Source organism: Staphylococcus sp. MSU001 (genome assembly GCF_052976705.1).
The window spans coordinates 24,697-49,039 of record NZ_JBRIKK010000014.1; the positions used below are offsets into that span (position 1 = coordinate 24,697).

A 24,343-nucleotide genomic window follows, 5' to 3' on the forward strand; every position below is an offset into this window, starting at 1 on the left:
AAAATGGAATTAACTTCATTGATTATACCAATTTTATTATTGGTTGTAATGTATTTCTTATTAATAAGACCACAACAAAAACGTGCAAAAGAACATCGTGCAATGATTAACCGTGTAGAAGCGGGTCAAAAGATTACTACAATCGGTGGTATTAAAGGAACTATTAAAGCTGTAGATGAAACTTCTGTAATCATTACTGTAAATAGTAATGGAACAGAAATGACTTTTGAAAAACCAGCAATAAAACAAGTAGACCCTTCATAAATACAGATTGATGCCTAAATGTAGGGGATAAATAGCTTATGGAATATTTTATCTTTCTACTGTAATGGTATTTTAGTCTTAAATGAATAAGATAAATTCATTTTAACTTCTGTATTGATTATTATAATGTTAAGAATGCCTGGGACAATTTCTGTCTCAGGTTTTTTTAGCATTGTTTAAATAGAAAAATTATTATAAAATTGTTGCATTTTTAGACAATAATTTCACTATTTCTATGAGTATGTTAATATAAGTAAGTCCGTTAAAGTGAACGTAATATCATTTTAACTTGCACGATAATTTATTCATCGAGTATTCTAGATACATAAGTAAATAATGAGGTGTTCATGTGAAGAAAACGAGTAGAATAATTGCATTCATACTCCTCGTAGCTCTACTATTCACTGGAATGGGTATGACGTATAAGAATGTAGTTAAAAATGTTAATTTAGGTCTAGATTTGCAAGGTGGTTTTGAAGTCCTCTTCCAAGTAGATCCTTTAAATAAAGGAGATAAAATTGATAAAAAAGCACTTCAGGCTACATCTCAAACATTAGAAAATCGTGTAAATGTTCTAGGTGTATCAGAACCGAAAATACAAATCGAAGATCCTAATCGAATTCGTGTACAATTAGCAGGTATTAAGGATCAAGCACAAGCGCGTAAATTATTATCGACACAAGCTAATTTAACAATTAGAGATGCTGAAGATCATGTTTTAATGTCTGGTTCAGACATTAAACAAGGCTCTGCTAAACAAGAATTCAAACAAGAAACTAATCAACCAACAGTTACATTTAAAGTAAAAAGTAAAGATAAATTTAAGAAAGTAACTGAAAAGATTTCTAAAAAACGTGACAATGTCATGGTAGTTTGGTTAGATTTCGAAAAAGGCGATAGTTACAAGAAAGAAGCTAAAAAGCAACAAGAAGGTAAAAAGCCTAAATTTATATCTGCAGCGAGTGTAGACCAACCTATTAATTCTAGTAGTGTTGAAATTTCAGGTGGCTTCAATGGTAAAAAAGGTGTTGAAGAAGCGAAACAAATAGCTGAGTTATTAAATGCCGGCTCATTACCAGTTGATTTAAAAGAAATTTACTCTAACTCTGTTGGTGCACAATTTGGTCAAGATGCTTTAGATAAGACCATGTTTGCATCAATTGTAGGTATAGCATTAATTTATTTATTTATGCTTGGTTTCTATCGTTTGCCTGGTTTAGTTGCAATCATTGCGCTAACCACTTATATTTATTTAACTTTAGTCGCATTCAATTTCATATCAGGTGTATTAACTCTACCTGGATTGGCGGCATTAGTTTTAGGTGTAGGTATGGCTGTCGATGCCAATATCATTATGTATGAACGTATTAAAGATGAACTAAGAATTGGACGCACGCTTAAACAAGCGTATTCTAAAGCAAATAAAAGTTCATTCTTAACTATATTTGATTCCAATTTAACAACTGTCATTGCTGCGGCTGTGCTTTTCTTCTTTGGAGAAAGTTCAGTCAAAGGCTTCGCAACGATGTTACTCTTAGGTATCTTAATGATATTTGTAACCGCAGTATTCTTATCAAGAGGGTTGTTATCATTACTGGTATCTTCAAACTTCTTTAAAAAACAATACTGGTTATTTGGTGTTAAGAAGAAGAATAGACATGATATTAATGAAGGTAAAGATGTACATGATTTAAAAACATCATATGAAAAGTTAAACTTTGTTAAATTAGCTAAGCCACTTATTTCACTTAGTATTTTAATTGTAATTATTGGATTGATTATCATTTCGATATTTAAATTAAACTTAGGTATTGATTTCTCATCCGGAACAAGAGCAGATATTCAATCTAAAAATGCTATAACACAAGCACAGGTTGAGAAAACTGTAAAATCAGCTGGATTAGAACCAGATCAAATACAGATTAATGGTAGTGGAAATAAAAATGCCACAGTTCAGTTTAAAAAAGATTTATCACGTGAGGAAGACAATAAATTAAGTGCTAAGGTAAAATCTGAATTTGGAGATAATCCACAAATTAATACCGTTTCACCTCTCATTGGCCAAGAACTTGCTAAAAATGCTGTAACTGCATTAATACTTGCTTCTATAGGTATTATTATCTATGTTTCACTAAGATTTGAATGGCGTATGGGCCTATCTTCTGTACTTGCATTATTACATGATGTATTTATCATCATTGCAATCTTTAGTTTGTTTAGAATAGAAGTAGATTTAACGTTTATTGCAGCAGTATTAACTATCGTTGGTTATTCAATCAATGATACAATCGTAACTTTCGACCGTGTTCGAGAAAATCTGCATAAAGTTAAAGTCATTACGCATACTGATCAAATTGATGATATAGTCAACCGCTCTATTAGACAGACTATGACACGTTCTATTAATACAGTGTTAACTGTAGTTGTAGTGGTAGTTTCAATTTTAATTTTAGGTGCACCAACAATATTTAACTTCTCTTTAGCATTGCTAATTGGATTATTATCTGGTGTATTCTCATCAATTTTCATTGCTGTACCATTATGGGGCATGTTTAAGAAACGACAGTTTAAAAAGACAAAAAATAATAAATTAATAGTGCACAAAGAGAAGAAATCTAACGATGAAAAAATCTTAGTTTAACTTCTTCACATTTTTATAATTTTAAAAGTTTACAAGCCAACCAAGGTGAATTATCTACTTTGGTTGGCTTGATTTCATGTATTAGCGTTTAATCATTAAGTTAGCAGTTAATGAAAAAACTGAATGATAAAAGTTTTGTGAAGAATTGTAACTTTATATTCTTTTAAAAAATGCAAGTACTTTTTATTTCATTAAAATTTCGGTATAATGACCTGTGGAAATGAGGACGATTATAATGATTAAATCAAAATATAATTGGGATATAACTCAACCCGACACCTTTATAAGTGAGAGTAGTAGTGATCAATTTAAACTTTCACCCATAGTAAAAAAGGTATTAGAGAGTAAAAATATTGTGGATAATCAGGAGATTCAAAATCTATTTAAAGACACTAACATTAGTCATGATTATATGTTATTAAGTGATATGCAAAAAGCGATTGATCGCATTAAATTAGCTATCGATCATAATGAACGAATACTAGTATATGGTGACTATGATGCAGATGGTGTTACATCTACTACAATTCTAGTGTCTACTTTACGTCTACTTGGCGCTCAGGTGGGGTGGTATATTCCCAATAGATTTACAGAAGGATATGGACCTAATGAATTAGCATTTAAAAATGCTTATGACGAAGGGATCTCCTTAATAATAACTGTAGATAATGGTATACAAGGACATCATGAAATAAGTACCATACAAGAATTAGGTGTAGATGTTATAGTGACAGATCATCATGAAATAGGAGAAACTTTACCTGATGCTTTTGCAATTGTACATCCGATGCATCCTAATTTTGAATATCCTTTTAAATATTTATGTGGTGCGGGTGTTGCTTATAAATTGGCCCAAGGATTGATAAAGCATCCACCTCAACATTTCATAGCATTAGCTGCCATAGGTACGATTGCAGATTTAGTATCATTAACAGATGAGAATAGATATATTGTAAAGCAAGGATTAAAGATATTAAACAGTCATACACCATCGTCCATAAAGGCTATCTTAAATCAAGCGGGTTTTAATGATGAAATAACAGAAGAAACGATTGGTTTTATTATTGGACCTCGATTAAATGCTGTTGGTAGACTAGAAGATGCATCATTAGCTGCTGAACTTTTATTGTCCGATGAATTTGAAGAGGCGGAATTTTTAGCTGAACAAGTTGAACATTTTAATCAAGAACGTAAAGATATAGTATCTAAAATTACTGATGAAGCATTGATATTAGCAGAGGAACAAATCAAACAAGGACATTTGTTTCTTTTACTTGCCAAAGAGGGTTGGCATGAGGGTGTATTAGGTATTGTTGCATCTAAAATTGTAGAAACATATGCATTACCAACATTAATTTTAAATATTGATAAAAATCAAAATCATGCCAAGGGTTCTGCGAGGTCGATTGAACAAGTTTCCATGTTTGATATGTTAAATGATCATCAACAGTTAATTGATAAGTTTGGTGGTCATCACATGGCTGCAGGAATGACGATGCCTATCGATAATATTGAACGTTTACATAAAGAGCTAAATGTGTGGATGAAGGAACTTACAGTTACCACTTCATTAGAGCCTTCAATAAAGGTGGATGCGCAACTTGAAGAAACAGAAATTAACATTAAAAATATTAAAGATATATTTCAATTAAGGCCTTTTGGTACGGACTTTAATAGTCCTCTTTTTATGGTTAGAGATTTAATTGTCAAGTCAACAAAAGGAATCGGACAGGATAATAAACATCTTAAGTTAACGCTTGGTCATTCAGGTTTAACTGCTTTATTTTGGAATCATGGACATTTAGCAAGTGAACTCGAAGCAGGTCAACCGATTCATATAATAGGAACATTGCAAATTAATGAATGGAATGGTAATCAAACACCTCAATTTATCATCAAAGATATTGCTATAGACCAATTACAAATTTTGGATTATCGTAGTAAACGTAAAAATATACAATTTAAAGAAACTGAATCAAATGTTGCCTATGTCATTCATCCGAAACTCAAAAAAAGCAATTCACATTACTATCATTATGGTGAGGCTATTGATAGACCTTATGATAAAATAGTGTTTAGAGACTTACCTAATACTATGGTTGAAATTGAACAAACTTTAGAACATTCACAAATTTCTCAACTATATTTAGTTCTGCAGCATGATAAGTCAATATATTTTGAAGGTATCCCTAGCAAGTCGCTTTTTAAAAAGTGTTACAAAGCTTTAATAAACAAAAAAGAAACTGACTTAATTAAAGAAGGTATGCTGCTTTGTGAGTACTTAAATATTAAGCCCGAAATATTAACATTCATGCTTAAAGTCTTTAAAGAATTGGAGTTTATTTACGACGAAAAGGGATTGATTAAGATAAATCCGACGCCAAATAAACAAGATATAGAAAATAGTCGTATTTACCAAATGAGACAAGCACGTATTGAAGTAGAAGAACGCCTTCTCTATGATGATTTTTTAAATATAAAAGAATGGATAATATCAAAGTTAACATAGCTTTCAGGAGGAAAAACAATGGATTTAAAACAATATGTTTCAGAAGTAAAAGATTGGCCTTCAGCAGGTGTAAGCTTTAAGGATATAACAACTATAATGGATAATGGTGAAGCTTATGGCTATGCTACGGATCAAATTGTTGAATATGCAAAAGAAAAAAATATAGATATAGTAGTTGGTCCTGAAGCCAGAGGGTTTATAATAGGGTGTCCAGTTGCTTACTCAATGGGTATTGGTTTTGCTCCAGTACGTAAAGAAGGAAAACTACCTCGAGAAGTTATTCGTTATGAATATAATTTAGAATATGGAACTAACGTATTAACTATGCATAAAGATGCGATTAAACCTGGACAACGAGTTTTAATTACTGATGATTTACTAGCTACAGGTGGAACAATTGAAGCTGCAATAAAACTTGTTGAACAATTAGGTGGTATAGTTGTAGGTATTGCGTTTATTATTGAACTTAAATATTTGAATGGAATTGATAAAATAAAAGATTATGATGTGATGAGTTTGATTTCATATGATGAATAAAAATAATAAAATTTAGATTTTTATGAGCCTGAAAAAATAATATCAGGCTCATTAATCTTTTTGAAAAGCTTAATGTATTAGTGTATTAAAATGATTATCAATGTTATTATAGTTTACTTTATAACTGCTATGAACATCAGCTAAGTATTCATCTCTATTTATAATTGGACATTGTTTTAAATCGATATTAAATAAAATTATGTGTTTTAATTTTTTAATTGGAACCGACAACTTAAATGTAAATTTAAATGTGTGATTAAAGTTTAACATCATTTATTTATTTGTAAGTCATATTGTAGTATCATGAAACTATTATTTAGAAAATTAATAAATGAGTTTCAATTATATAGTTGAACATGATAATTTGATATATGTAGAACCTTTCTACTTTCTTAAGCTATAAATGATTTATGGTAAAATGAATACAATAACAATGAATAAGTACTTTCATGTGGTATGTTAAACATCTTTGCAACATGAGTACTAAACGAAAGTAATGAATTGAGTGGGGTGTCATTAAAGTGAATAACGAGTATCCATATAGCGCGGATGAGGTGCTTTATAAAGCTAAATCATATTTATCAACAAGTGAATATGAATATGTTCTCAAAAGTTATCATATAGCTTATGAGGCACATAAGGGTCAATTTAGAAAAAATGGCTTACCATATATTATGCATCCTATTCAAGTTGCAGGGATTTTAACAGAGATGCGTTTAGACGGACCCACTATTGTCGCTGGATTTCTACATGATGTGATTGAAGATACTTCTTATACATTTGAAGATGTTAAAGATATGTTTAATGAAGAAATTGCACGAATCGTAGACGGGGTAACTAAACTTAAAAAGGTTAAGTATCGTTCTAAGGAAGAACAACAAGCAGAAAACCATCGTAAACTATTTATTGCTATTGCTAAAGATGTACGTGTAATTTTAGTGAAGTTAGCAGATCGGCTTCATAATATGAGAACTTTAAAGGCAATGCCAAGAGAGAAGCAGGTAAGAATCTCTAAGGAAACCTTAGAAATCTATGCTCCGCTAGCACATCGACTTGGAATCAACACGATAAAGTGGGAACTTGAAGATACAGCGCTGAGATATATTGACAGTGTCCAATATTTCCGCATCGTTAATCTTATGAAGAAAAAACGTAGTGAACGCGAAGCTTACATTACAAATGCAATCAATAAAATTAAAAACGAAATGACTAAAATGAATCTTTCGGGCGAAATTAACGGTAGACCAAAACATATTTACAGTATATATCGCAAAATGATTAAACAAAAAAAGCAATTTGATCAAATATTTGATTTGCTTGCTATACGTATTATAGTTAATTCGATAAACGATTGTTATGCGACGCTTGGTTTAGTTCATACATTATGGAAACCAATGCCTGGACGTTTTAAAGATTATATAGCTATGCCTAAACAAAATATGTATCAATCACTACATACCACTGTAGTTGGACCCAATGGCGACCCTTTAGAAATACAAATTCGAACACACGAAATGCATGAAATCGCTGAACATGGTGTTGCTGCACATTGGGCTTATAAAGAAGGTAAGACAGTTAATCAAAAAACACAGGATTTTCAAAATAAGCTTAATTGGTTAAAAGAACTTGCTGAAACTGACCATACTTCTGCAGATGCGCAAGAATTTATGGAATCCTTAAAATATGATTTACAGAGCGATAAGGTATATGCATTTACACCAGCTAGTGATGTTATAGAGTTACCTTATGGTGCAGTACCAATTGATTTTGCTTATGCAATACACAGTGAAGTAGGAAATAAAATGATTGGGGCTAAGGTTAATGGTAAAATCGTACCTATAGATTATGTTCTACAAACTGGTGATATTATAGAGATTCGTACAAGTAAACACTCTTACGGTCCAAGTAGAGACTGGTTGAAAATTGTAAAATCTTCTAGTGCTAAAAGTAAAATCAAAAGTTTCTTTAAAAAACAAGATCGTTCTTCTAATATAGAAAAAGGTAAATTTATGGTAGAAGCGGAGATTAAAGAACAAGGATTACGTGTTGAGGATATTTTAACTGAGAAAAATTTAGAAGTCGTTAATGAAAAATATCATTTTGCAAATGATGAAGATTTGTACGCAGCTGTTGGATTCGGTGGTGTTACATCAATACAAATCGTCAATAAATTAACTGAACGACAAAGAATATTAGATAAACAAAAGGCATTAAATGAGGCGCAGGAAGTTACAAAATCTGTACCTATAAAAAAAGATATTACCACAGACAGTGGTGTATACGTTGAGGGATTAGAAAACGTCTTAATCAAGTTATCAAAATGTTGTAATCCTATACCAGGTGATGATATTGTTGGTTATATCACTAAAGGACACGGGATTAAAGTTCATCGTACAGATTGTCCAAATATAAAAAATGAAACAGATCGATTGATTTCGGTAGAGTGGGTAAAATCTAAAGATTCAACACAACAATATCAAGTCGATTTAGAGGTTACTGCATATGATAGAAATGGCTTGCTCAACGAAGTATTACAAGCTGTGAATTCTACTGCTGGAAGCTTGATTAAAGTTTCTGGGCGTTCAGACATTGATAAAAATGCTGTAATTAATATTAGCGTGATGGTAAAAAATGTCAATGATGTGTACCGTGTCGTTGAAAAAATTAAACAACTAGGTGACGTTTATACAGTATCTAGAGTTTGGAACTAGAGGTGCAAAAGAAATGAAGATAATTGTACAAAGAGTTAAAAATGCTAGAGTTACGAATGATACAATTGATAACCAAATTAATAAAGGGTATTGTTTACTTGTAGGAGTAGGTCAAAGTTCTACCGAAGAGGATGTAAAAGTCATCGCAAGAAAGATTGCTCATGCACGTCTCTTTGAAGATGAAAATGACAAATTGAATTTAAATATTCAACAAGTCGAAGGAGAAATTCTTTCAGTTTCCCAATTTACTATATACGCTGATGTTAAAAAGGGGAATAGACCTGGATTCTCAAATTCTAAACCTCCAGAACAAGCTAAAGACTTATATCAAAAATTTAATAAAGAATTAGAAAATTATGGTTTAAGTGTCAAAACAGGTGAGTTTGGAACACATATGAATGTTGAAATTCATAACGATGGACCTGTCACATTGATTTATGAATCGCAGGATGGGAAAATAATATGAAGAAAATAGATTCATGGCTAACTAAACATGGTCTAAAAAATCGACTTACGCTCGCAGTAATTGTAATTTTTATTATATTTTTAATATTACTTTTTATGTTTGTTAATTTAAGTGATGAAGATACAGGTCAAATTACTATAACTGAGAATGCTGAGTTAAGAACAGGACCTAATGCTGCCTATCCTGTTATTTATAAAATAGAAAAAGGCGAAAGTTTTAAGAAAATAGATCGAAAAGGGAAATGGATTGAAGTTCAAAACCACGCTGGCACTGAGAAAGGCTGGGTTGCTGGTTGGCACACGAATTTGAACATTCCTGCTGATCAATCACTTTCGTCAAACCCTCTAAAAGGAAAAACAATTGTACTTGACCCTGGTCACGGTGGAAGTGACCAGGGTGCCTCAAGTAGTACGCCATCTAAAAGTCTCGAAAAAAATTACACGCTTAAAACTGCTAAAGAATTGAAAAAGTTATTAAACAAGGAAGGTGCTCATGTAAAAATGACTCGTTCCAATGATAAATATGTGTCCCTGGATGATAGAAATATAAAGGGTGACGCATTTATTAGTATACATAATGATGCGCTTGATTCTTCAAATGCCAATGGAGTAACTGTTTATTGGTTTAAAGACAAGCAAGAATCACTTGCACAAACTTTAAATTCTGCAATTCAAAAGAAGGCATTATTGACAAATCGAGGTTCTAGACAACAAAATTATCAAGTGTTGAGACAGACAGATATACCAGCAGTACTGTTAGAGTTAGGCTATATAAGTAACCCTACTGACGAATCTATGATTAATGATCAATTACATAGACAGGTGGTTGAACAAGCTATTGTTGATGGTCTAAAACAATATTTCTCATCCTAGACCTTGCAAATTATTCTAAAAATCGTTATTATTATTGTTGAACTTTATAAATAAAACCGATATGATTCTTGAAATTTTAAATGAAGTAGGTAGCATTTAATGCGTAGAAATACAATCCTTGGCTGTAAGATTGTACTTAGTAATTTAAAAATTTGAACGCAAGAAGAGGTACTTTTAATTAAAAGTCGGATGGCGCACGTTAAGCGTTTAGAGTGGATTATGCTTTTATCAGTATAATCAAATAGGGTGGCAACACGGTGAATCGTCCCTTGTATAGTTTTGCACTATACAAGGGGCTTTTTAATTTTTTACAACCCATATGAAAATAAAAGACTATTTTGATCTTTTTTAATAATAAAGGAGAGAGTTTTATGATTAAGATGCCAAGAGGTACTCAAGATATCTTGCCGCAAGATTCTGCTAAATGGCGTTACATTGAAAATCGATTACACACATTAATGGAATTGTATAATTATAAAGAAATAAGAACGCCAATTTTTGAAAGTACTGAACTTTTTGCAAGAGGCGTGGGGGATTCTACTGACGTTGTTCAAAAGGAAATGTATACATTTAAAGATAAAGGGGATCGTAGTTTAACATTACGTCCTGAAGGAACTGCAGCCGTTGTACGTTCATATATTGAACATAAAATGCAAGGTGACCCCAATCAACCTATCAAACTTTACTACAATGGTCCTATGTTTAGATATGAACGTAAACAAAAAGGAAGATATCGCCAATTTAACCAATTTGGTGTCGAAGCAATAGGAGCGGAAAACCCTAGTATTGATGCTGAAATACTCGCTATGGTTATGCATATTTATGAGTCTTTCGGATTAAAACACTTAAAGTTAGTTATCAATAGTATTGGAGATAGTGAGTCACGTAAAGAATATAACGAAGCATTAGTAAAACATTTTGAACCTGTAATTGATACATTTTGTTCAGATTGTCAATCAAGATTACACACTAATCCTATGAGAATTTTAGATTGTAAAATCGATAGAGATAAAGAAGCAGTAAAAAATGCACCCCGTATCACAGATTATCTCAATAATGATTCTAAATCTTATTATGAACAAGTTAAATTACATCTTGATAATTTGAACATATCTTATGTTGAAGATCCTAACTTAGTTCGTGGATTAGATTATTATACTCATACTGCCTTTGAATTAATGATTGATAATCCAGAATACGATGGAGCTATCACTACATTATGTGGTGGCGGTCGATATAATGGATTGTTACAATTATTAGATGGTCCAGATGAAACAGGTATTGGATTTGCACTAAGTATTGAAAGATTATTAATGGCACTTGATGAAGAAGGTATTTCATTAGATGTAAGTGAAGATTTTGATTTATTTGTTGTGACAATGGGAGAAGATGCCGATCGTTATGCTGTTAAGTTAATCAATGATTTAAGAAGAAATGGAATAAGGGTAGATAAGGATTATCTAAACAGAAAAATTAAAGGACAAATGAAACAAGCTGATCGTCTTAATGCTAAATATACTGTAGTAATTGGAGATCAAGAACTTGAAAATAATGAAATTGGTGTGAAAAACATGATTTCAGGTGAAACAGAAAATGTGCAATTAGATGAATTAATTAACTATTTTAAAAATAGAAAGGAAGTCTAAAAATGAATAAAAGAACAACGTATTGTGGTTTAGTCACAGAAGAATTTTTAAACGAAAAAGTAACATTAAAAGGTTGGGTTCATAACAGACGCGATTTAGGTGGATTAATTTTTGTTGATTTAAGAGATCGTGAAGGTATTGTCCAAATAGTTTTTAATCCTGACTTTTCAGAAGAAGCATTGCAAGTTGCTGAAACAGTACGCTCAGAATATGTAGTCGAAGTTCAAGGTGTAGTAACAAAACGTGATGCTGAAACTATTAATCCAAAAATCAAAACAGGCCAAGTTGAGGTTCAAGTTTCAAATATTGAGATTATTAACAAATCAGAAACACCTCCATTTTCAATTAATGAAGAAAATGTAAACGTTGATGAAAATATTCGATTAAAATATAGATATTTAGATTTGCGTAGACAAGAATTAGCACAAACTTTTAAAATGAGACATCAAACTACGCGTTCTATCCGTCAATACTTAGATAATAATGGGTTCTTCGATATTGAAACACCAGTATTAACAAAATCAACACCTGAGGGTGCGCGAGATTATTTAGTACCTTCCCGTGTACACGAGGGTGAATTTTACGCGTTGCCACAATCACCACAATTATTTAAACAACTATTAATGATAAGTGGTTTTGACAAATATTATCAAATTGTTAAATGTTTCCGCGATGAAGACTTACGTGCAGATCGCCAACCAGAATTCACTCAAGTTGATATTGAAATGAGTTTTGTCGATCAAGAAGATATCATAGCCATGGGTGAAGATATGTTACGTAAAGTTGTTAAAGATGTAAAAGGAATAGACGTTAGTGGGCCTTTCCCACGTATGACATATGCAGAGGCTATGGATCGTTATGGTTCAGATAAACCTGACACTCGTTTCGGTATGGAACTTATCAATGTGTCACAGCTTGGTAAAGAAATGAATTTTAAAGTTTTTAAAGATACTGTAGACAACAACGGCGAAATTAAAGCAATTGTCGCAAAAGACGCTGCAGATAAATATACACGTAAAGACATGGATGCATTAACAGAGTTTGTAAATATATATGGTGCAAAAGGATTAGCTTGGGTTAAAGTTGTTGATGATGGTTTAAGTGGCCCAATTGCTAGATTTTTCGAAGATGCTAATGTTGAAACACTTAAACAATTAACAGAAGCTAAACCTGGAGATTTAGTAATGTTTGTAGCTGATAAACCTAATGTTGTTGCTCAAAGTTTAGGGGCTTTAAGAATTAAATTAGCAAAAGAATTAGGTTTAATTGATGAATCAAAATTAAATTTCTTATGGGTAACTGATTGGCCGTTATTAGAGTATGATGAAGATGCAAAACGTTATGTAGCTGCACATCATCCATTTACTTCACCTAAAAGAGAAGATATCGAAAAGCTAGACACAGAACCTGAAAATGTACAAGCTAACGCTTATGATATTGTTCTAAATGGTTATGAACTTGGTGGTGGTTCTATAAGAATACACGATGGTGAATTGCAACAAAAAATGTTTGAAGTTTTAGGATTTACTAATGAACAAGCTCAAGAACAATTTGGTTTCTTATTAGATGCCTTTAAATACGGTGCTCCACCTCATGGTGGTATTGCGTTAGGTCTAGATAGACTTGTGATGTTATTAACAAATAGAACAAACTTAAGAGATACAATTGCATTCCCTAAAACAGCATCAGCTACGTGTCTTTTAACTGACGCTCCAGGAGAAGTATCTGATAAACAACTCCAAGAACTCTCACTAAGAATCAGACACTAGGGTCCGAACAAAGAGAATTTCACAAAGAAATTCAACGGACAAAGCAAGTTGGGACTAGGGCCCCAACAAAGAGAATTTCACAAAGAAATTCAACAGACAAAGCAAGTTGGGACTAGGGCCTTAATTTAATGGTTCTTAAGAGATTGGCACAGAGAGGTCAATCGTAAGAAATGAATGTAAAACAACGATGAGTAAGATAATTAATCAGATATTATATTCTAATTTTGGAACTAGTTTAGAATTCATGAAAATTTAATACACATTTGAGCTAAATGATAAGTCTTTAAAATTTACTTCTCTTTTTAAATTGTGGTATGATAATTTCATAAGATAGTCATCTGTGGTGTTCGTAAGTTTGCTTTTTATTTGGGCCTAACACTCTTTGATCAGGGAGCCCAATAGGTTTTCTCGCAGCGCACACGCCTCTATAGGAGGACTTGCAAAACGAGAAACAGGGCACCCACCTGTATATAGCAGGCCGAATGATCAAGCTATTTATAACTACGGCATCAACGGACTCTATCGGTACGCAAGACTTTTGTCTTGCGTATTTTTGTGTAAATAATTATAAAGAGGCATAGATATAATGAATTGGAATTAAAGGAGCTAAAGATGAAACATCAATTTTCAAGGAACGAATTAGCAATAGGACAAGAAGGGCTGGACTTACTAAAAAATAAGACTGTTGCAGTTTTAGGCGTTGGCGGCGTCGGGTCATTTGCAGCTGAAGCATTAGCTCGGACTAATATTGGGCACATCATACTTATAGATAAAGATGATGTCGATATTACAAATGTGAACAGGCAAATCCATGCACTGACATCAACTATTGGTCAAAGTAAAGTCACGCTAATGGAAGAAAGAATCAAATTAATAAATCCTGATTGTAAAGTTACTTCTTTGCATATGTTTTATACTGAGGAAACATACAAAGATATTTTTAATAATTATGATATTGATTATTTTATTGATGCGAGCGATACAATCATTTATAAAGTTCATCTCATGAAAGAGTGTTTAGAAAGAGGAATTGAGTTAATTTCAAGTATGGGTGCAGCAAATAAGACTGATCCGACACGTTTTGAAATTGCAGATATTTCAAAGACACATACTGATCCTATGGCTAAAGTAATTAGAAATCGTTTGAAACGTCTTGGTATTCGTAAGGGTGTTAAAGTAGTATTTTCTGATGAAAGTCCTATTGTTATACGCGAGGACGTAAAAGAAACAGTAGGAGATAAAAATGCAATCAATAGAAAAGGGCAAATGCCTCCATCTTCTAATGCATTTGTTCCAAGTGTAGTAGGCCTTATTTGTGCAAGCTACGTTGTCAATGATATTTTAAAAGATATACCTGTAAGGCGAATTAAAGATAAAGGACTAAATTAAAGTCATCTATCTCATTGCAAGAAAAATACTATCTTCTATTTTTTGTAAAATTTGATTCATAGTTTAAATAAATCTACAATAACTCATTGTAAAAACCTGGGACATCACTATTGTCCCAGGTTTTTTGCAACTAACATATTAATCTTCGCTACATATTTTCAATGAATATAATTATGTTTTATTTCGTAAATTATCGTAAATTGTTTTAAATTGTTGTTCACTTTTTGATGTGGTTTTTGGTTCATAATACACTCTGTTTTTTAATTTTTCTGGTAAGTATTGTTGTACAACATGACCATTTTCATAGTTATGAGGATATTTGTAACCTATAGCCCGTCCTAACTTTTTAGCGCCTGAATAATGACCGTCTTTCAGATAATCCGGTATTTGACCTATATGTCCATTTCTTATATCTCCAAGAGCTTTATCTATTGCTGTGATACCAGAATTTGATTTAGGTGATAAGCATAATTCTATTACCGCTTGACTAAGGGGAATTCGTGCTTCTGGAAAACCTAGACGTTCAGCTGATTGTATCGCTGCTAAAGTCCTCTGACCTGCATTAGGTGATGCTAACCCAACATCTTCATAACTAATTACAAGTAATCGACGTACGATTGTAGGTAAGTCACCAGCTTCAATTAGACGTGCTAAGTAGTGGAGTGCTGCATTGACATCACTACCTCTAATTGATTTTTGAAAAGCACTCATGACATCGTAATGCATGTCGCCATCTTTATCGCTTACAAAAGCACCTTTTTGTAAGCAATCTTTTGCGTCATCTAAAGTAATATGTCTTTCGTTTTGTTCATCAATATGAGCACTTAGTACAGCTAATTCCAAAGCGTTTAATGCACTCCTAACATCGCCTTGGCTTTGCGTTGAAAAATATTCGATAGCATCTTCATCTACAATAGGATGATAAGTACTTAAACCCCTTTCCTTATCATTTATAGCTCTATCTAATGCCAATCTTATATCATCTTGATTTAATGGGTAAAGCTCAAATATTTGTGCTCTAGATCGTATCGCTGGATTTATCGCATGATAAGGATTTGAAGTTGTTGCACCGATTAATACAATTTTACCATTTTCAAGATGAGGTAATAAAAAATCTTGTTTAGCTTTGTCTAAACGATGAATTTCATCTAATAGTAAGATAACTTGTCCTGACATCTTCGCTTCTTCGACAACTAACTGCATATCTTTCTTTGTATTAGTTACGGCATTTAATTGTCTGAATTTAAATTGTGTACTTCCTGAAATTGCTTTTGCAATACTTGTTTTACCAATTCCAGGTGGACCAAAAAAAATCATAGAAGAAAGACGTTTAGTATCTACCATCCTTCTTATTATACCCTTCGGACCAACCAGGTGCTGTTGAGATATAATTTCATCTATATTTTTCGGTCTCATTCGAGAGGCTAATGGTTCTGTACTCACATTTTTCACACCTTTCTAATATTATATTAACGTAAAAAATGATAGAATGGTAACAGATACTATTCGAATTAAGTGAGGTTATACAATGAAAATATCAACAAAAGGGAGATACGGATTAACATTGATGATATCTCTTGCTAAAAGAGAAGGTCAAGGTTGTGTATCACTAAAAACAATTGCTGAAGAAAATAAACTAAGTGATTTATATCTTGAACAATTAGTAGGCCCTTTAAGAAATGCTGGATTAATTCGAAGCGTTCGAGGTGCTAAAGGTGGTTATCAACTTAGAGTTCCATCAGAAGAAATTACTGCAGGAGATATTATCCGATTACTAGAAGGACCGATTACGTTTGTAGAGAGTATTGATTCAGAACCGCCTGCACAAAAGCAACTATGGATTAGAATGAGAGACGCTGTAAGAGATGTTTTAGATCATACTACATTAAAATATCTTGCAGATTACAAAGATACGAATGAAGACTTAGATGGTTATATGTTCTATATTTAAATTTTTATAGTGGTTAAATAGATACATAGATAGACCATTTATTATTTACTCGTAAAAATTTTGCCTACAATGTTTAACTAATATTTTTTGAGGTTATAACAAAACATAGCAATCATGGATTCACATTTTTAATCCATTTTATTGTTGCTATAAATAAACTTTTATAACTGAGAGGAGTAAATTTTATGGGTTTTATGGATAAAGCTAAAGAAGCTGCTGAAAAATTTAAAGATAGTGATAACGAACAAGTTAACAAAGTAAAAGATAAAATAAATGAATATACAGGTGGCGAAGACAACAAAGATAAAAACGACAAAAAGGATAAATAAAAAAAGCCCCTAAATGATTTTAAAAGGTTAAATAGCTACCAACACAGTTTGAAACTGTGTTGGTAGCTATTAATTTTTTAATACAAAATGATTTATATATAAAGTTATGAAAATCATATTTAACTTATTAAAATTCATCAAAAGAGTGAGACAATATTGAATGTCTAACCCTCAGTAAACATTGGTAAGGTGTTAACATTTTACTATGATTTAATTGCACGTTCTAATCTTCGATATGATTCTATTTGTTTGTCTTGATCATAGATATAACTAATAGCCATGAGTTCATCGATATCGCCGTACTCTTTTATGAACGATTCAAGTTTTTGTTTAACTGTATCTTCAGATCCTATAAGTGACCCTTTTATACGTTGTTGCGCTAATTCATATTCGCGCGGTGTTAATAGGGCCTTTAAATCATCTGTTGGTGGTTGGACAGGTTGCATTTTTCCTCGTGTTATACTCACCATTATTTGAGACATCGTAGTTGCTAAATATTCTGCTTGTTCATCAGAGTCTGACACAATTGTATTTAAACAAACAATTACATAAGGTTTATCAAGTACTTCTGAAGGTTCAAATAACTCTCTATAAATTTGTAGTGCTTCCTTCATTTGTTGTGGAGCAAAATGTCCTGCAAAAACATATGGCAACCCTTTACGTGCAGCTAAATGTGCAGAATCTGTAGATGAACCTAGAATATACATTGGGACATTTTTATTTACTGCAGGATAAGCACGTACATATGCTTGTTGATGACCCGGTCCAAAATATTGTTGTAGTTGTTCAACTTCTTCAGGAAATTGATAAACACCATTATGCTGATCTCTTCTTAATGCGCTCGCAGTCATCATATCTGTACCAGGAGCACGTCCTAATCCTAAGTCCACACGTTGAGGGAATAATGTTTCTAATGTCCCAAATTGTTCTGCTACGACTAATGGTGCATGATTCGGTAACATTATGCCTCCAGAACCTACTTTGATAGAATGAGTATGTTCTAATGTATGTTGAATTAATAGAGAAGTAGCTGAACTAACTAAATTTGGAGCATTATGATGTTCTGCAATCCAGTAGCGCTCATAATCTAAGTCATCTAATGCTTGAGCGAGTGTAACCATGTCGTTAATTGCATCTTTATCTTCTTGACCTTCACGTATAGGTACTAAGTTTAATGCAGATAATTTTATATTTTTCATACTGAATGCTTCCTTTCCATAATTAATAATAGTTGAAGTATAACAATCATTTTCGATTTTCAATATTGAATTGCTCAAATTATTTTAATTTTATATACAAAAATGATATTCGATAAATTGGTAGGTTAGATGTTAAAATTTAAATGACATACATTTTCTTTCATTGGAAAAACAGAAAAGTAGAAATAAACAAATAATGGTGCTATTATAGGAACATTGATAATTTGACAAGGAGTGTCCAAACATGGAAGTATACGCAGATTATGCTGCGACTACGCCAGTAAAACAAGAAGTAATAGATGCTATGATGGAAATATATCAATGTCATTTTGGTAATCCATCGTCAATACATTCTATAGGTAGAGATGCGCGTAAATATCTTGACCAGTCACGTCGTACAGTTGCACAATTGTTGGGAGCGAATCCAAATGAAGTAATATTTACAAGTGGTGCAACAGAATCAAATAATACTGCTATAAAAGGATTAGTGAAAGCGAATGAACAATTAGGTAATCATATTATTACCACGAAAATTGAACACCACTCAGTATTACATGTATATGAGCAACTTGAAAAAGAAGGTTATGATGTTACGTATCTAGATGTAGATGATACTGGTGCAGTTGATTTAGACCAATTAAAAGAAACAATTAATGATAGAACAATTTTAGTATCAATTATGTTTGTAAATAATGAGATTGGAACAGTACAAAATATTTATGATATTGAAGATATTATTGCAGACACTCATGCATTATTCCATGTTGATGCTGTTCAAGCCATTGGACATTTAGATTTAGATTTTCATAATTTTAAAATTGATACGATGAGTATTTCAGCACACAAATTTGGTGGCCCTAAAGGTGTTGGTTTGCTATTAGTAAAAAAGCATACACCAATAGCATATAATCAACTTGGTGGTGAACAAGAAACCAAACGTCGAGCAGGTACAGAAAATTTACCGCAAATTGTAGGATTAACAAAGGCACTTGAATTAGCTATAAATAATCAAGATGCAAATAATGTTCATTTAATGAATTTAAAAGAATTATTTTTAGTTCAGTTACAGGAAAGGGCAATTCCGTTTGAATTAAACGGTTCAATGACAGATTCAACGGGGCATATTTTAAATATTTATTTTCCATTTATAGATGTTGAAACAATGTTAACATTACTAGATTTAGCCCATGTATATGTATCTTCAGGTTCTGCTTGTACAGCAGGTTCTACGACACCATCTCATGTACTCGCAGCTATGTTTGAAGATGAAGAACGAGCAAAACATTCAGTACGTTTTAGCTTTAATGAACAAACAACAACACAAGAAATTAAATATATAGTAGCTGAAATTCATAAAATCTATCATAAATTTAAGGAGGAATCATAGTGTCTAACAAAGATATACGCGTAGTTGTGGGCATGTCTGGTGGAGTGGATAGCTCTGTTACTGCATACTTGTTGAAAGAACAAGCTTATGATGTAATAGGTATATTTATGAAAAATTGGGACGATACTGATGAAAATGGAGTGTGTACAGCCACTGAGGATTATAATGACGTGATTGCAGTATGTAATCAAATTGGCATCCCATACTACGCTGTTAATTTTGAAGAACAGTATTGGGATAAAGTATTTACTTATTTTCTTGATGAATATAAAAAAGGTCGTACACCTAACCCTGATGTAATGTGTAATAAAGAAATTAAATTTAAAGCATTTTTAGAACATGCTTTAAAATTAGGTGCTGATTATGTCGCTACAGGTCATTATGCACGTATACGTCGTCATGAGGATGGGCATGTTGAAATGCTAAGAGGTGTTGATAATAATAAAGATCAAACTTACTTTTTAAATCAATTATCCCAAGAACAACTATCCAAAGTCATGTTCCCAATTGGAGATATTGAAAAAAGTGAAGTAAGACGTATTGCAGAAGAGCAAAATTTAGCTACTGCCAAGAAAAAAGACTCAACAGGTATTTGTTTTATCGGTGAAAGAAACTTTAAAGAATTTTTATCACAGTACTTACCCGCTCAATCTGGTGAAATGTTGACATTGAACGGAAAAAAAATGGGACAGCATAGTGGATTGATGTATTATACAATTGGTCAACGTCACGGCTTAGGCATCGGTGGAGATGGAGATCCATGGTTTGTTGTAGGTAAAAATTTAAATGATAACATATTATATGTTGAACAAGGATTCCACCATGATGCACTTTATAGTGATTATCTTATAGCTTCTGATTTTTCATTTGTTAATCCAAGTGAAATTGATTTGGAAAAAGGTTTTGAATGTACAGCTAAATTCCGTTATCGCCAAAAAGATACTAAAGTTTATGTTCAACGCGAAAACGAGAATTCCATTAGAGTAACTTTTGCTGAACCAGTAAGAGCAATCACACCTGGTCAAGCAGTTGTCTTCTATAATCAAGAAGTATGTTTAGGTGGCGCTACAATTGATGATGTTTATAAAAACGAAGGTCAATTAAGTTACGTCGTATAAATTGTTTATACCGTTAATTCATGAGAAATTCTTGTATTAACGGTTTTTTATGACTTGTTTTTTAATAAAAAATATATAAATAAAGAAATATTGACTTAAATGTCCTGAAAATACATATTTCAATAATCATGTTATAATCGTGTAGAAATGAGGGAGAAAAGATGCACGAACAAAGTAAGATATACCAAAACATTAAAGATGGTAAATTAGATACCGCCTTGAAAGACTTGTTTGAAAATATAGAAGAAAATCCAGCCATTGTTGAAAATTATATTAACGCAGGTATTGTATTATCAGATGTTGGAGAAATTGAAAAAGCAGAACGTTTTTTTCAAAAGGCATTAACTATTGAACCTGAAAATGGTGCTGTTTACTACAACTTGGCGAATATTTATTATAATGAAGAACGTTATAACGAAGCAATAAAGCTATATCAAACTTCACTACAATATGAAGTTGCGAAAAAAGATTGTAATTATATGATTGGTATGTCATTTAATCAACTAGGTGCTTTTAAAGAAGCTTTACCGTTTTTAATGACTGCAGCTGAATTGGACGATGATAGAGATTTAGAAGTACAATTTCAATATGGGTTAGTACTATGTCAACTCGAAATGTTTGATGAAGCAATTAAACAATTAAATAAGGTTCTTTCTATCGATTCACAACATGTAGATGGTATATATAATCTTGGTTTAGCAACATATATGAAAAATGAAGATTTAGATGAAGCAATTGCATATTTTGAACAAGCAATATCAATAGATGAAAAACATTTACTTAGCCAACATGCATTAAAGACATTCAAAACAATGAAAGAGGAGGAATAATATGTCTGACCCTACACTTTTTGATTATTCAATGATCAAAGGTACAGTTGATGCTATTTTATTTCAAAATACGGATAATTTTTATACTGTTCTAAAAGTAGATACTATCGAGTCAAATGAGAAATTTGATAGTATGCCAACTGTGGTAGGGTTTCTTCCCAATGTAGTTGAAGGCGATGTTTATACTTTTAAGGGTCAAGTCGTACAACATCCACGTTATGGTAAGCAATTAAAGGCTGAAAGATTTGAAAAAGAGTTACCTCAAACTAAAGATGCTATTATTAGTTACTTATCAAGTGATTTATTTAAAGGCATCGGTAAAAAAACGGCTCAAAACATTGTAAATACACTAGGTGAAAATGCTATAAATGATATTTTAACTCGCCCAGAAATCTTAGAAAATGTACCTAGTTTACCAAAGAAGAAACAAAAACAAATTGCTGATCAGATTAATGCAAACCAAGAATCTGAGAAAATTATGATACGTTTACACGACCTTGGGTTTGGACCGAAATTATCAATGTCTATATATCAGTTCTATATGGGTGATACTTTAAATGTTTTAGATAAAAACCCTTACCAATTAGTATATGACATTAAAGGTATTGGATTTAATAAGGCTGATCAACTCGCTCGAAACGTCGGTATTGAGCCACATTCACCTGAAAGATTAAAAGCAGCATTATTATTTACATTAGAAGAAGAATGTATTAAACAAGGACATACATATCTACCTCGTACCATTGTTATAGAAACAACACAAAATTTACTCAATGAAGATATTGAGAAACCAGTTGAAACAGAGCAATTACTAGAAATAATTGACGTTTTATCAGAAGAGAAAAAATTAATATCTGAAGCTGATCAGGTATCAATTCCAAGTTTATACTATTCAGAATTGAAAAGTGTGCAAAACTTATACCGAATTAAAACAAACACATCTAAATTAAAAGAAATAGAACAGTCTGATTTACAAATACATATTGGTGATATTGAGTCACAAAATGAGGTTAATTACTCTGCCTCTCAAAAAGAAGCGCTTGAAACAGCAATAAATTCTAAAATTATGCTTTTAACTGGCGGTCCGGGCACCGGTAAAACCACAGTCATTAAAGGTATAGTTGAATTATATGCAGAAATACATGGCCTCTCGCTCGATTATGATGATTACAATGAAGATGATTATCCAGTAGTGTTAGCCGCACCCACTGGTCGTGCTTCTAAGCGCCTTCACGAATCGACAGGTTTAGAGGCAATGACAATACATCGTTTAATCGGTTGGAACCAAGATACACAACCACAGGATATTTTAGAAAATGAGATTAATGCAAGACTCATTATCATCGATGAAATGTCAATGGTAGATACCTGGTTGTTCCATCAATTTTTAAGTGCTGTGCCTTTAGAAGCACAAATTGTATTTGTCGGAGATGAAGATCAGTTACCATCAGTAGGTCCAGGACAGGTATTTAAAGACCTTATTGATTCTGAAATAATACCGCGTGTTAATCTTACCGAAGTATATCGTCAGCAAGATGGTTCCAGTATTATTGACTTAGCTCACCGTATGAAATTAAATGAACCTATCGATATTACTAAACGTTATCATGATCGTAGTTTTATTCGTTGTGGTACGAATCAAATACCAGACGTTGTTGATAAAGTAGTTAAAAGCGCTGTAGCTAAAGGCTATGATATGAGTGATATACAAGTTTTGGCTCCTATGTATAAAGGTAACGCTGGTATTAAGAGACTTAACCAAGTTCTACAATCTATTCTTAATCCGAAACAACAAGATGATCGTGAAATAGAATTTGGTGAAGCGGTGTTTAGAAAAGGAGATAAAGTACTTCAGTTAGTTAATCGACCTAATGATAATATATTTAATGGGGATATAGGTATAATAGTAGGTATATTTTGGGCCAAAGAAAATGCTCTAAATAAAGATGTGTTAGTTGTAGATTTTGAAGGTAATGAAATTACATTTACTAAACAAGATTTAATGGAACTAACACATGCATATTGTACATCTATCCATAAATCACAAGGTTCAGAATTTCCTATTGTTATTATGCCTATTGTTAGACAATATTATAGGATGTTACAACGTCCCATTCTTTATACAGGATTAACTAGAGCTAAACAATCACTTGTTTTGCTTGGTGAACAAGAAGCGTTTGATATAGGTTTAAAAACAAATGGACAAACACGATTAACACAATTAAATGATTTGTTAAAATCGTATTTTGGACAAAACAAAAATAATTTAAATACAAATAAACAAACTATTAACGAGCAAAAACAAAATGAAAATCAACTGGATTTGAATAATGAAAAAGAAAATGATATCCAATTAAACGAGTCGACAATTTTCCAAATTGATCCAATGATTAATATGGGGGAAATGACGCCATATGACTTCGTTGAACATTGACAAATCAATGTAAAGAAAATAAAATAAAACTAAGTAAGTATAGAGACGAGTAAATAACTTTTGAATTATAGAGATGTACTGGTTGGTGAAAAGTACAAACAAAATTATTGAATGCTACTCTATATTAGGTAAATAAAGTATACAAAGTGATAAGAAATAGTAGACAAACAAAATTCAAGTATGTAAATAGGTCACAATTCTTATAACTAGGGTGGTACCGCGATAACGTTCGTCCCTTTGTGGATGAACGTTTTTATATTCTTGAATAATACTCAACTATGACTATCTAAC

Annotated in this window: 18 protein-coding genes and 1 other RNA gene; 17 read left to right on the forward strand and 2 right to left on the reverse strand. The window is 32.1% G+C overall.

The genetic code is table 11. The features are described 5' to 3' along the window. Nucleotides 1–3: 3 nt before the first annotated feature. The 11 genes from yajC (at nt 4) to ACVBFA_RS07820 (ending at nt 14,804) form a co-directional block, all read left to right on the forward strand. Nucleotides 4–264: a preprotein translocase subunit YajC gene (gene yajC, locus ACVBFA_RS07770; protein ID WP_001830800.1), complete on the forward strand. Its 261-nt coding sequence runs from the start codon at nt 4–6 to the stop codon at nt 262–264. Nucleotides 265–613: 349 nt separating this feature from the next. Continuing rightward, nucleotides 614–2,905: a protein translocase subunit SecDF gene (gene secDF, locus ACVBFA_RS07775; RefSeq protein ID WP_002487438.1), complete on the forward strand. Its 2,292-nt coding sequence runs from the start codon at nt 614–616 to the stop codon at nt 2,903–2,905. 235 nt (nt 2,906–3,140) lie between these two features. Further along, a complete protein-coding gene (gene recJ / locus ACVBFA_RS07780) occupies nt 3,141–5,414 on the forward strand; it encodes a single-stranded-DNA-specific exonuclease RecJ (RefSeq protein WP_126122758.1) in 2,274 nt (757 codons plus the stop codon). 18 nt (nt 5,415–5,432) lie between these two features. Next, nucleotides 5,433–5,951, forward strand: a complete 519-nt coding sequence (locus ACVBFA_RS07785) for an adenine phosphoribosyltransferase (protein ID WP_001832698.1) — start codon at nt 5,433–5,435, stop codon at nt 5,949–5,951. 521 nt (nt 5,952–6,472) lie between these two features. Beyond that, a complete protein-coding gene (locus ACVBFA_RS07790; RefSeq protein ID WP_447158808.1) occupies nt 6,473–8,662 on the forward strand; it encodes a RelA/SpoT family protein in 2,190 nt (729 codons plus the stop codon). A 13-nt stretch (nt 8,663–8,675) separates the two neighbouring features. Next, a complete protein-coding gene (dtd, locus tag ACVBFA_RS07795; protein ID WP_002487472.1) occupies nt 8,676–9,128 on the forward strand; it encodes a D-aminoacyl-tRNA deacylase in 453 nt (150 codons plus the stop codon). Next, entirely contained in the window at nt 9,125–10,000 is an 876-nt protein-coding gene (locus tag ACVBFA_RS07800) for an N-acetylmuramoyl-L-alanine amidase (RefSeq protein ID WP_002496746.1), read from the forward strand. The genes dtd and ACVBFA_RS07800 overlap by 4 nt, the downstream gene beginning before the upstream one ends. 371 nt (nt 10,001–10,371) lie before the next feature. Then, nucleotides 10,372–11,646 (forward strand): histidine--tRNA ligase, encoded by a 1,275-nt coding sequence (gene hisS, locus ACVBFA_RS07805; protein WP_002487453.1) that lies wholly within the window; start codon nt 10,372–10,374, stop codon nt 11,644–11,646. A gap of 2 nt (nt 11,647–11,648) precedes the next feature. Beyond that, nucleotides 11,649–13,415, forward strand: a complete 1,767-nt coding sequence (aspS, locus tag ACVBFA_RS07810; RefSeq protein WP_002446612.1) for an aspartate--tRNA ligase — start codon at nt 11,649–11,651, stop codon at nt 13,413–13,415. Between the two features lie 332 nt (nt 13,416–13,747). Beyond that, nucleotides 13,748–13,938: non-coding RNA, 6S RNA (gene ssrS, locus ACVBFA_RS07815), on the forward strand. An 89-nt stretch (nt 13,939–14,027) separates the two neighbouring features. Continuing rightward, a complete protein-coding gene (locus tag ACVBFA_RS07820) occupies nt 14,028–14,804 on the forward strand; it encodes a tRNA threonylcarbamoyladenosine dehydratase (protein ID WP_002475155.1) in 777 nt (258 codons plus the stop codon). A gap of 171 nt (nt 14,805–14,975) precedes the next feature. Here the strand turns inward: ACVBFA_RS07820 and ACVBFA_RS07825 are convergent, their stop codons facing one another. Next, a complete protein-coding gene (locus tag ACVBFA_RS07825; protein ID WP_164539687.1) occupies nt 14,976–16,247 on the reverse strand; it encodes a replication-associated recombination protein A in 1,272 nt (423 codons plus the stop codon). Between the two features lie 85 nt (nt 16,248–16,332). Here ACVBFA_RS07825 and cymR point away from each other — a divergent pair, with 85 nt between their 5' ends. Together cymR and ACVBFA_RS07835 are read left to right on the forward strand one after the other, a co-directional pair. Then, a complete protein-coding gene (cymR, locus tag ACVBFA_RS07830) occupies nt 16,333–16,755 on the forward strand; it encodes a cysteine metabolism transcriptional regulator CymR (protein ID WP_002446609.1) in 423 nt (140 codons plus the stop codon). 185 nt (nt 16,756–16,940) lie between these two features. After that, nucleotides 16,941–17,084: an SAS049 family protein gene (locus ACVBFA_RS07835; RefSeq protein ID WP_002446608.1), complete on the forward strand. Its 144-nt coding sequence runs from the start codon at nt 16,941–16,943 to the stop codon at nt 17,082–17,084. 203 nt (nt 17,085–17,287) lie between these two features. Here the strand turns inward: ACVBFA_RS07835 and ACVBFA_RS07840 are convergent, their stop codons facing one another. Beyond that, nucleotides 17,288–18,283 carry an LLM class flavin-dependent oxidoreductase gene (locus ACVBFA_RS07840; protein WP_002457776.1) on the reverse strand — a complete coding sequence of 332 codons (996 nt, stop codon included), beginning with the start codon at nt 18,281–18,283 and terminating at the stop codon, nt 17,288–17,290. A 244-nt stretch (nt 18,284–18,527) separates the two neighbouring features. On the opposite strand from ACVBFA_RS07840, the gene ACVBFA_RS07845 reads away from it, so the two are divergent. The 4 genes from ACVBFA_RS07845 (at nt 18,528) to recD2 (ending at nt 24,052) form a co-directional block, all read left to right on the forward strand. Further along, nucleotides 18,528–19,670, forward strand: coding sequence for an IscS subfamily cysteine desulfurase (locus ACVBFA_RS07845; protein ID WP_237638977.1), 1,143 nt, complete (start codon nt 18,528–18,530; stop codon nt 19,668–19,670). Continuing rightward, a complete protein-coding gene (mnmA, locus tag ACVBFA_RS07850) occupies nt 19,670–20,788 on the forward strand; it encodes a tRNA 2-thiouridine(34) synthase MnmA (protein WP_126122392.1) in 1,119 nt (372 codons plus the stop codon). Before ACVBFA_RS07845 ends, mnmA begins: the two co-directional genes overlap by 1 nt. Before the next feature lie 161 nt (nt 20,789–20,949). Continuing rightward, on the forward strand, nt 20,950–21,618 hold the full coding sequence (locus ACVBFA_RS07855; protein WP_049386351.1) for a tetratricopeptide repeat protein: 669 nt from the start codon (nt 20,950–20,952) through the stop codon (nt 21,616–21,618). Between the two features lies 1 nt (nt 21,619). Further along, the gene (recD2, locus tag ACVBFA_RS07860; protein WP_126122391.1) at nt 21,620–24,052 is read left to right on the forward strand and encodes an SF1B family DNA helicase RecD2; all 2,433 of its coding nucleotides are present in this window, start codon (nt 21,620–21,622) and stop codon (nt 24,050–24,052) included. Nucleotides 24,053–24,343: the final 291 nt, after the last annotated feature.

Coding starts and splice junctions, on each gene's coding strand:
- yajC (WP_001830800.1), top strand. CDS start 4: ATGGAATTAACTTCATTGATTATACCAATTTTATTATTGGTTGTAATG.
- recJ (WP_126122758.1), top strand. CDS start 3,141: ATGATTAAATCAAAATATAATTGGGATATAACTCAACCCGACACCTTT.
- ACVBFA_RS07785 (WP_001832698.1), top strand. CDS start 5,433: ATGGATTTAAAACAATATGTTTCAGAAGTAAAAGATTGGCCTTCAGCA.
- dtd (WP_002487472.1), top strand. CDS start 8,676: ATGAAGATAATTGTACAAAGAGTTAAAAATGCTAGAGTTACGAATGAT.
- ACVBFA_RS07800 (WP_002496746.1), top strand. CDS start 9,125: ATGAAGAAAATAGATTCATGGCTAACTAAACATGGTCTAAAAAATCGA.
- hisS (WP_002487453.1), top strand. CDS start 10,372: ATGATTAAGATGCCAAGAGGTACTCAAGATATCTTGCCGCAAGATTCT.
- aspS (WP_002446612.1), top strand. CDS start 11,649: ATGAATAAAAGAACAACGTATTGTGGTTTAGTCACAGAAGAATTTTTA.
- ACVBFA_RS07820 (WP_002475155.1), top strand. CDS start 14,028: ATGAAACATCAATTTTCAAGGAACGAATTAGCAATAGGACAAGAAGGG.
- cymR (WP_002446609.1), top strand. CDS start 16,333: ATGAAAATATCAACAAAAGGGAGATACGGATTAACATTGATGATATCT.
- ACVBFA_RS07835 (WP_002446608.1), top strand. CDS start 16,941: ATGGGTTTTATGGATAAAGCTAAAGAAGCTGCTGAAAAATTTAAAGAT.
- ACVBFA_RS07840 (WP_002457776.1), bottom strand. CDS start 18,283: ATGAAAAATATAAAATTATCTGCATTAAACTTAGTACCTATACGTGAA.
- ACVBFA_RS07845 (WP_237638977.1), top strand. CDS start 18,528: ATGGAAGTATACGCAGATTATGCTGCGACTACGCCAGTAAAACAAGAA.
- ACVBFA_RS07855 (WP_049386351.1), top strand. CDS start 20,950: ATGCACGAACAAAGTAAGATATACCAAAACATTAAAGATGGTAAATTA.
- recD2 (WP_126122391.1), top strand. CDS start 21,620: ATGTCTGACCCTACACTTTTTGATTATTCAATGATCAAAGGTACAGTT.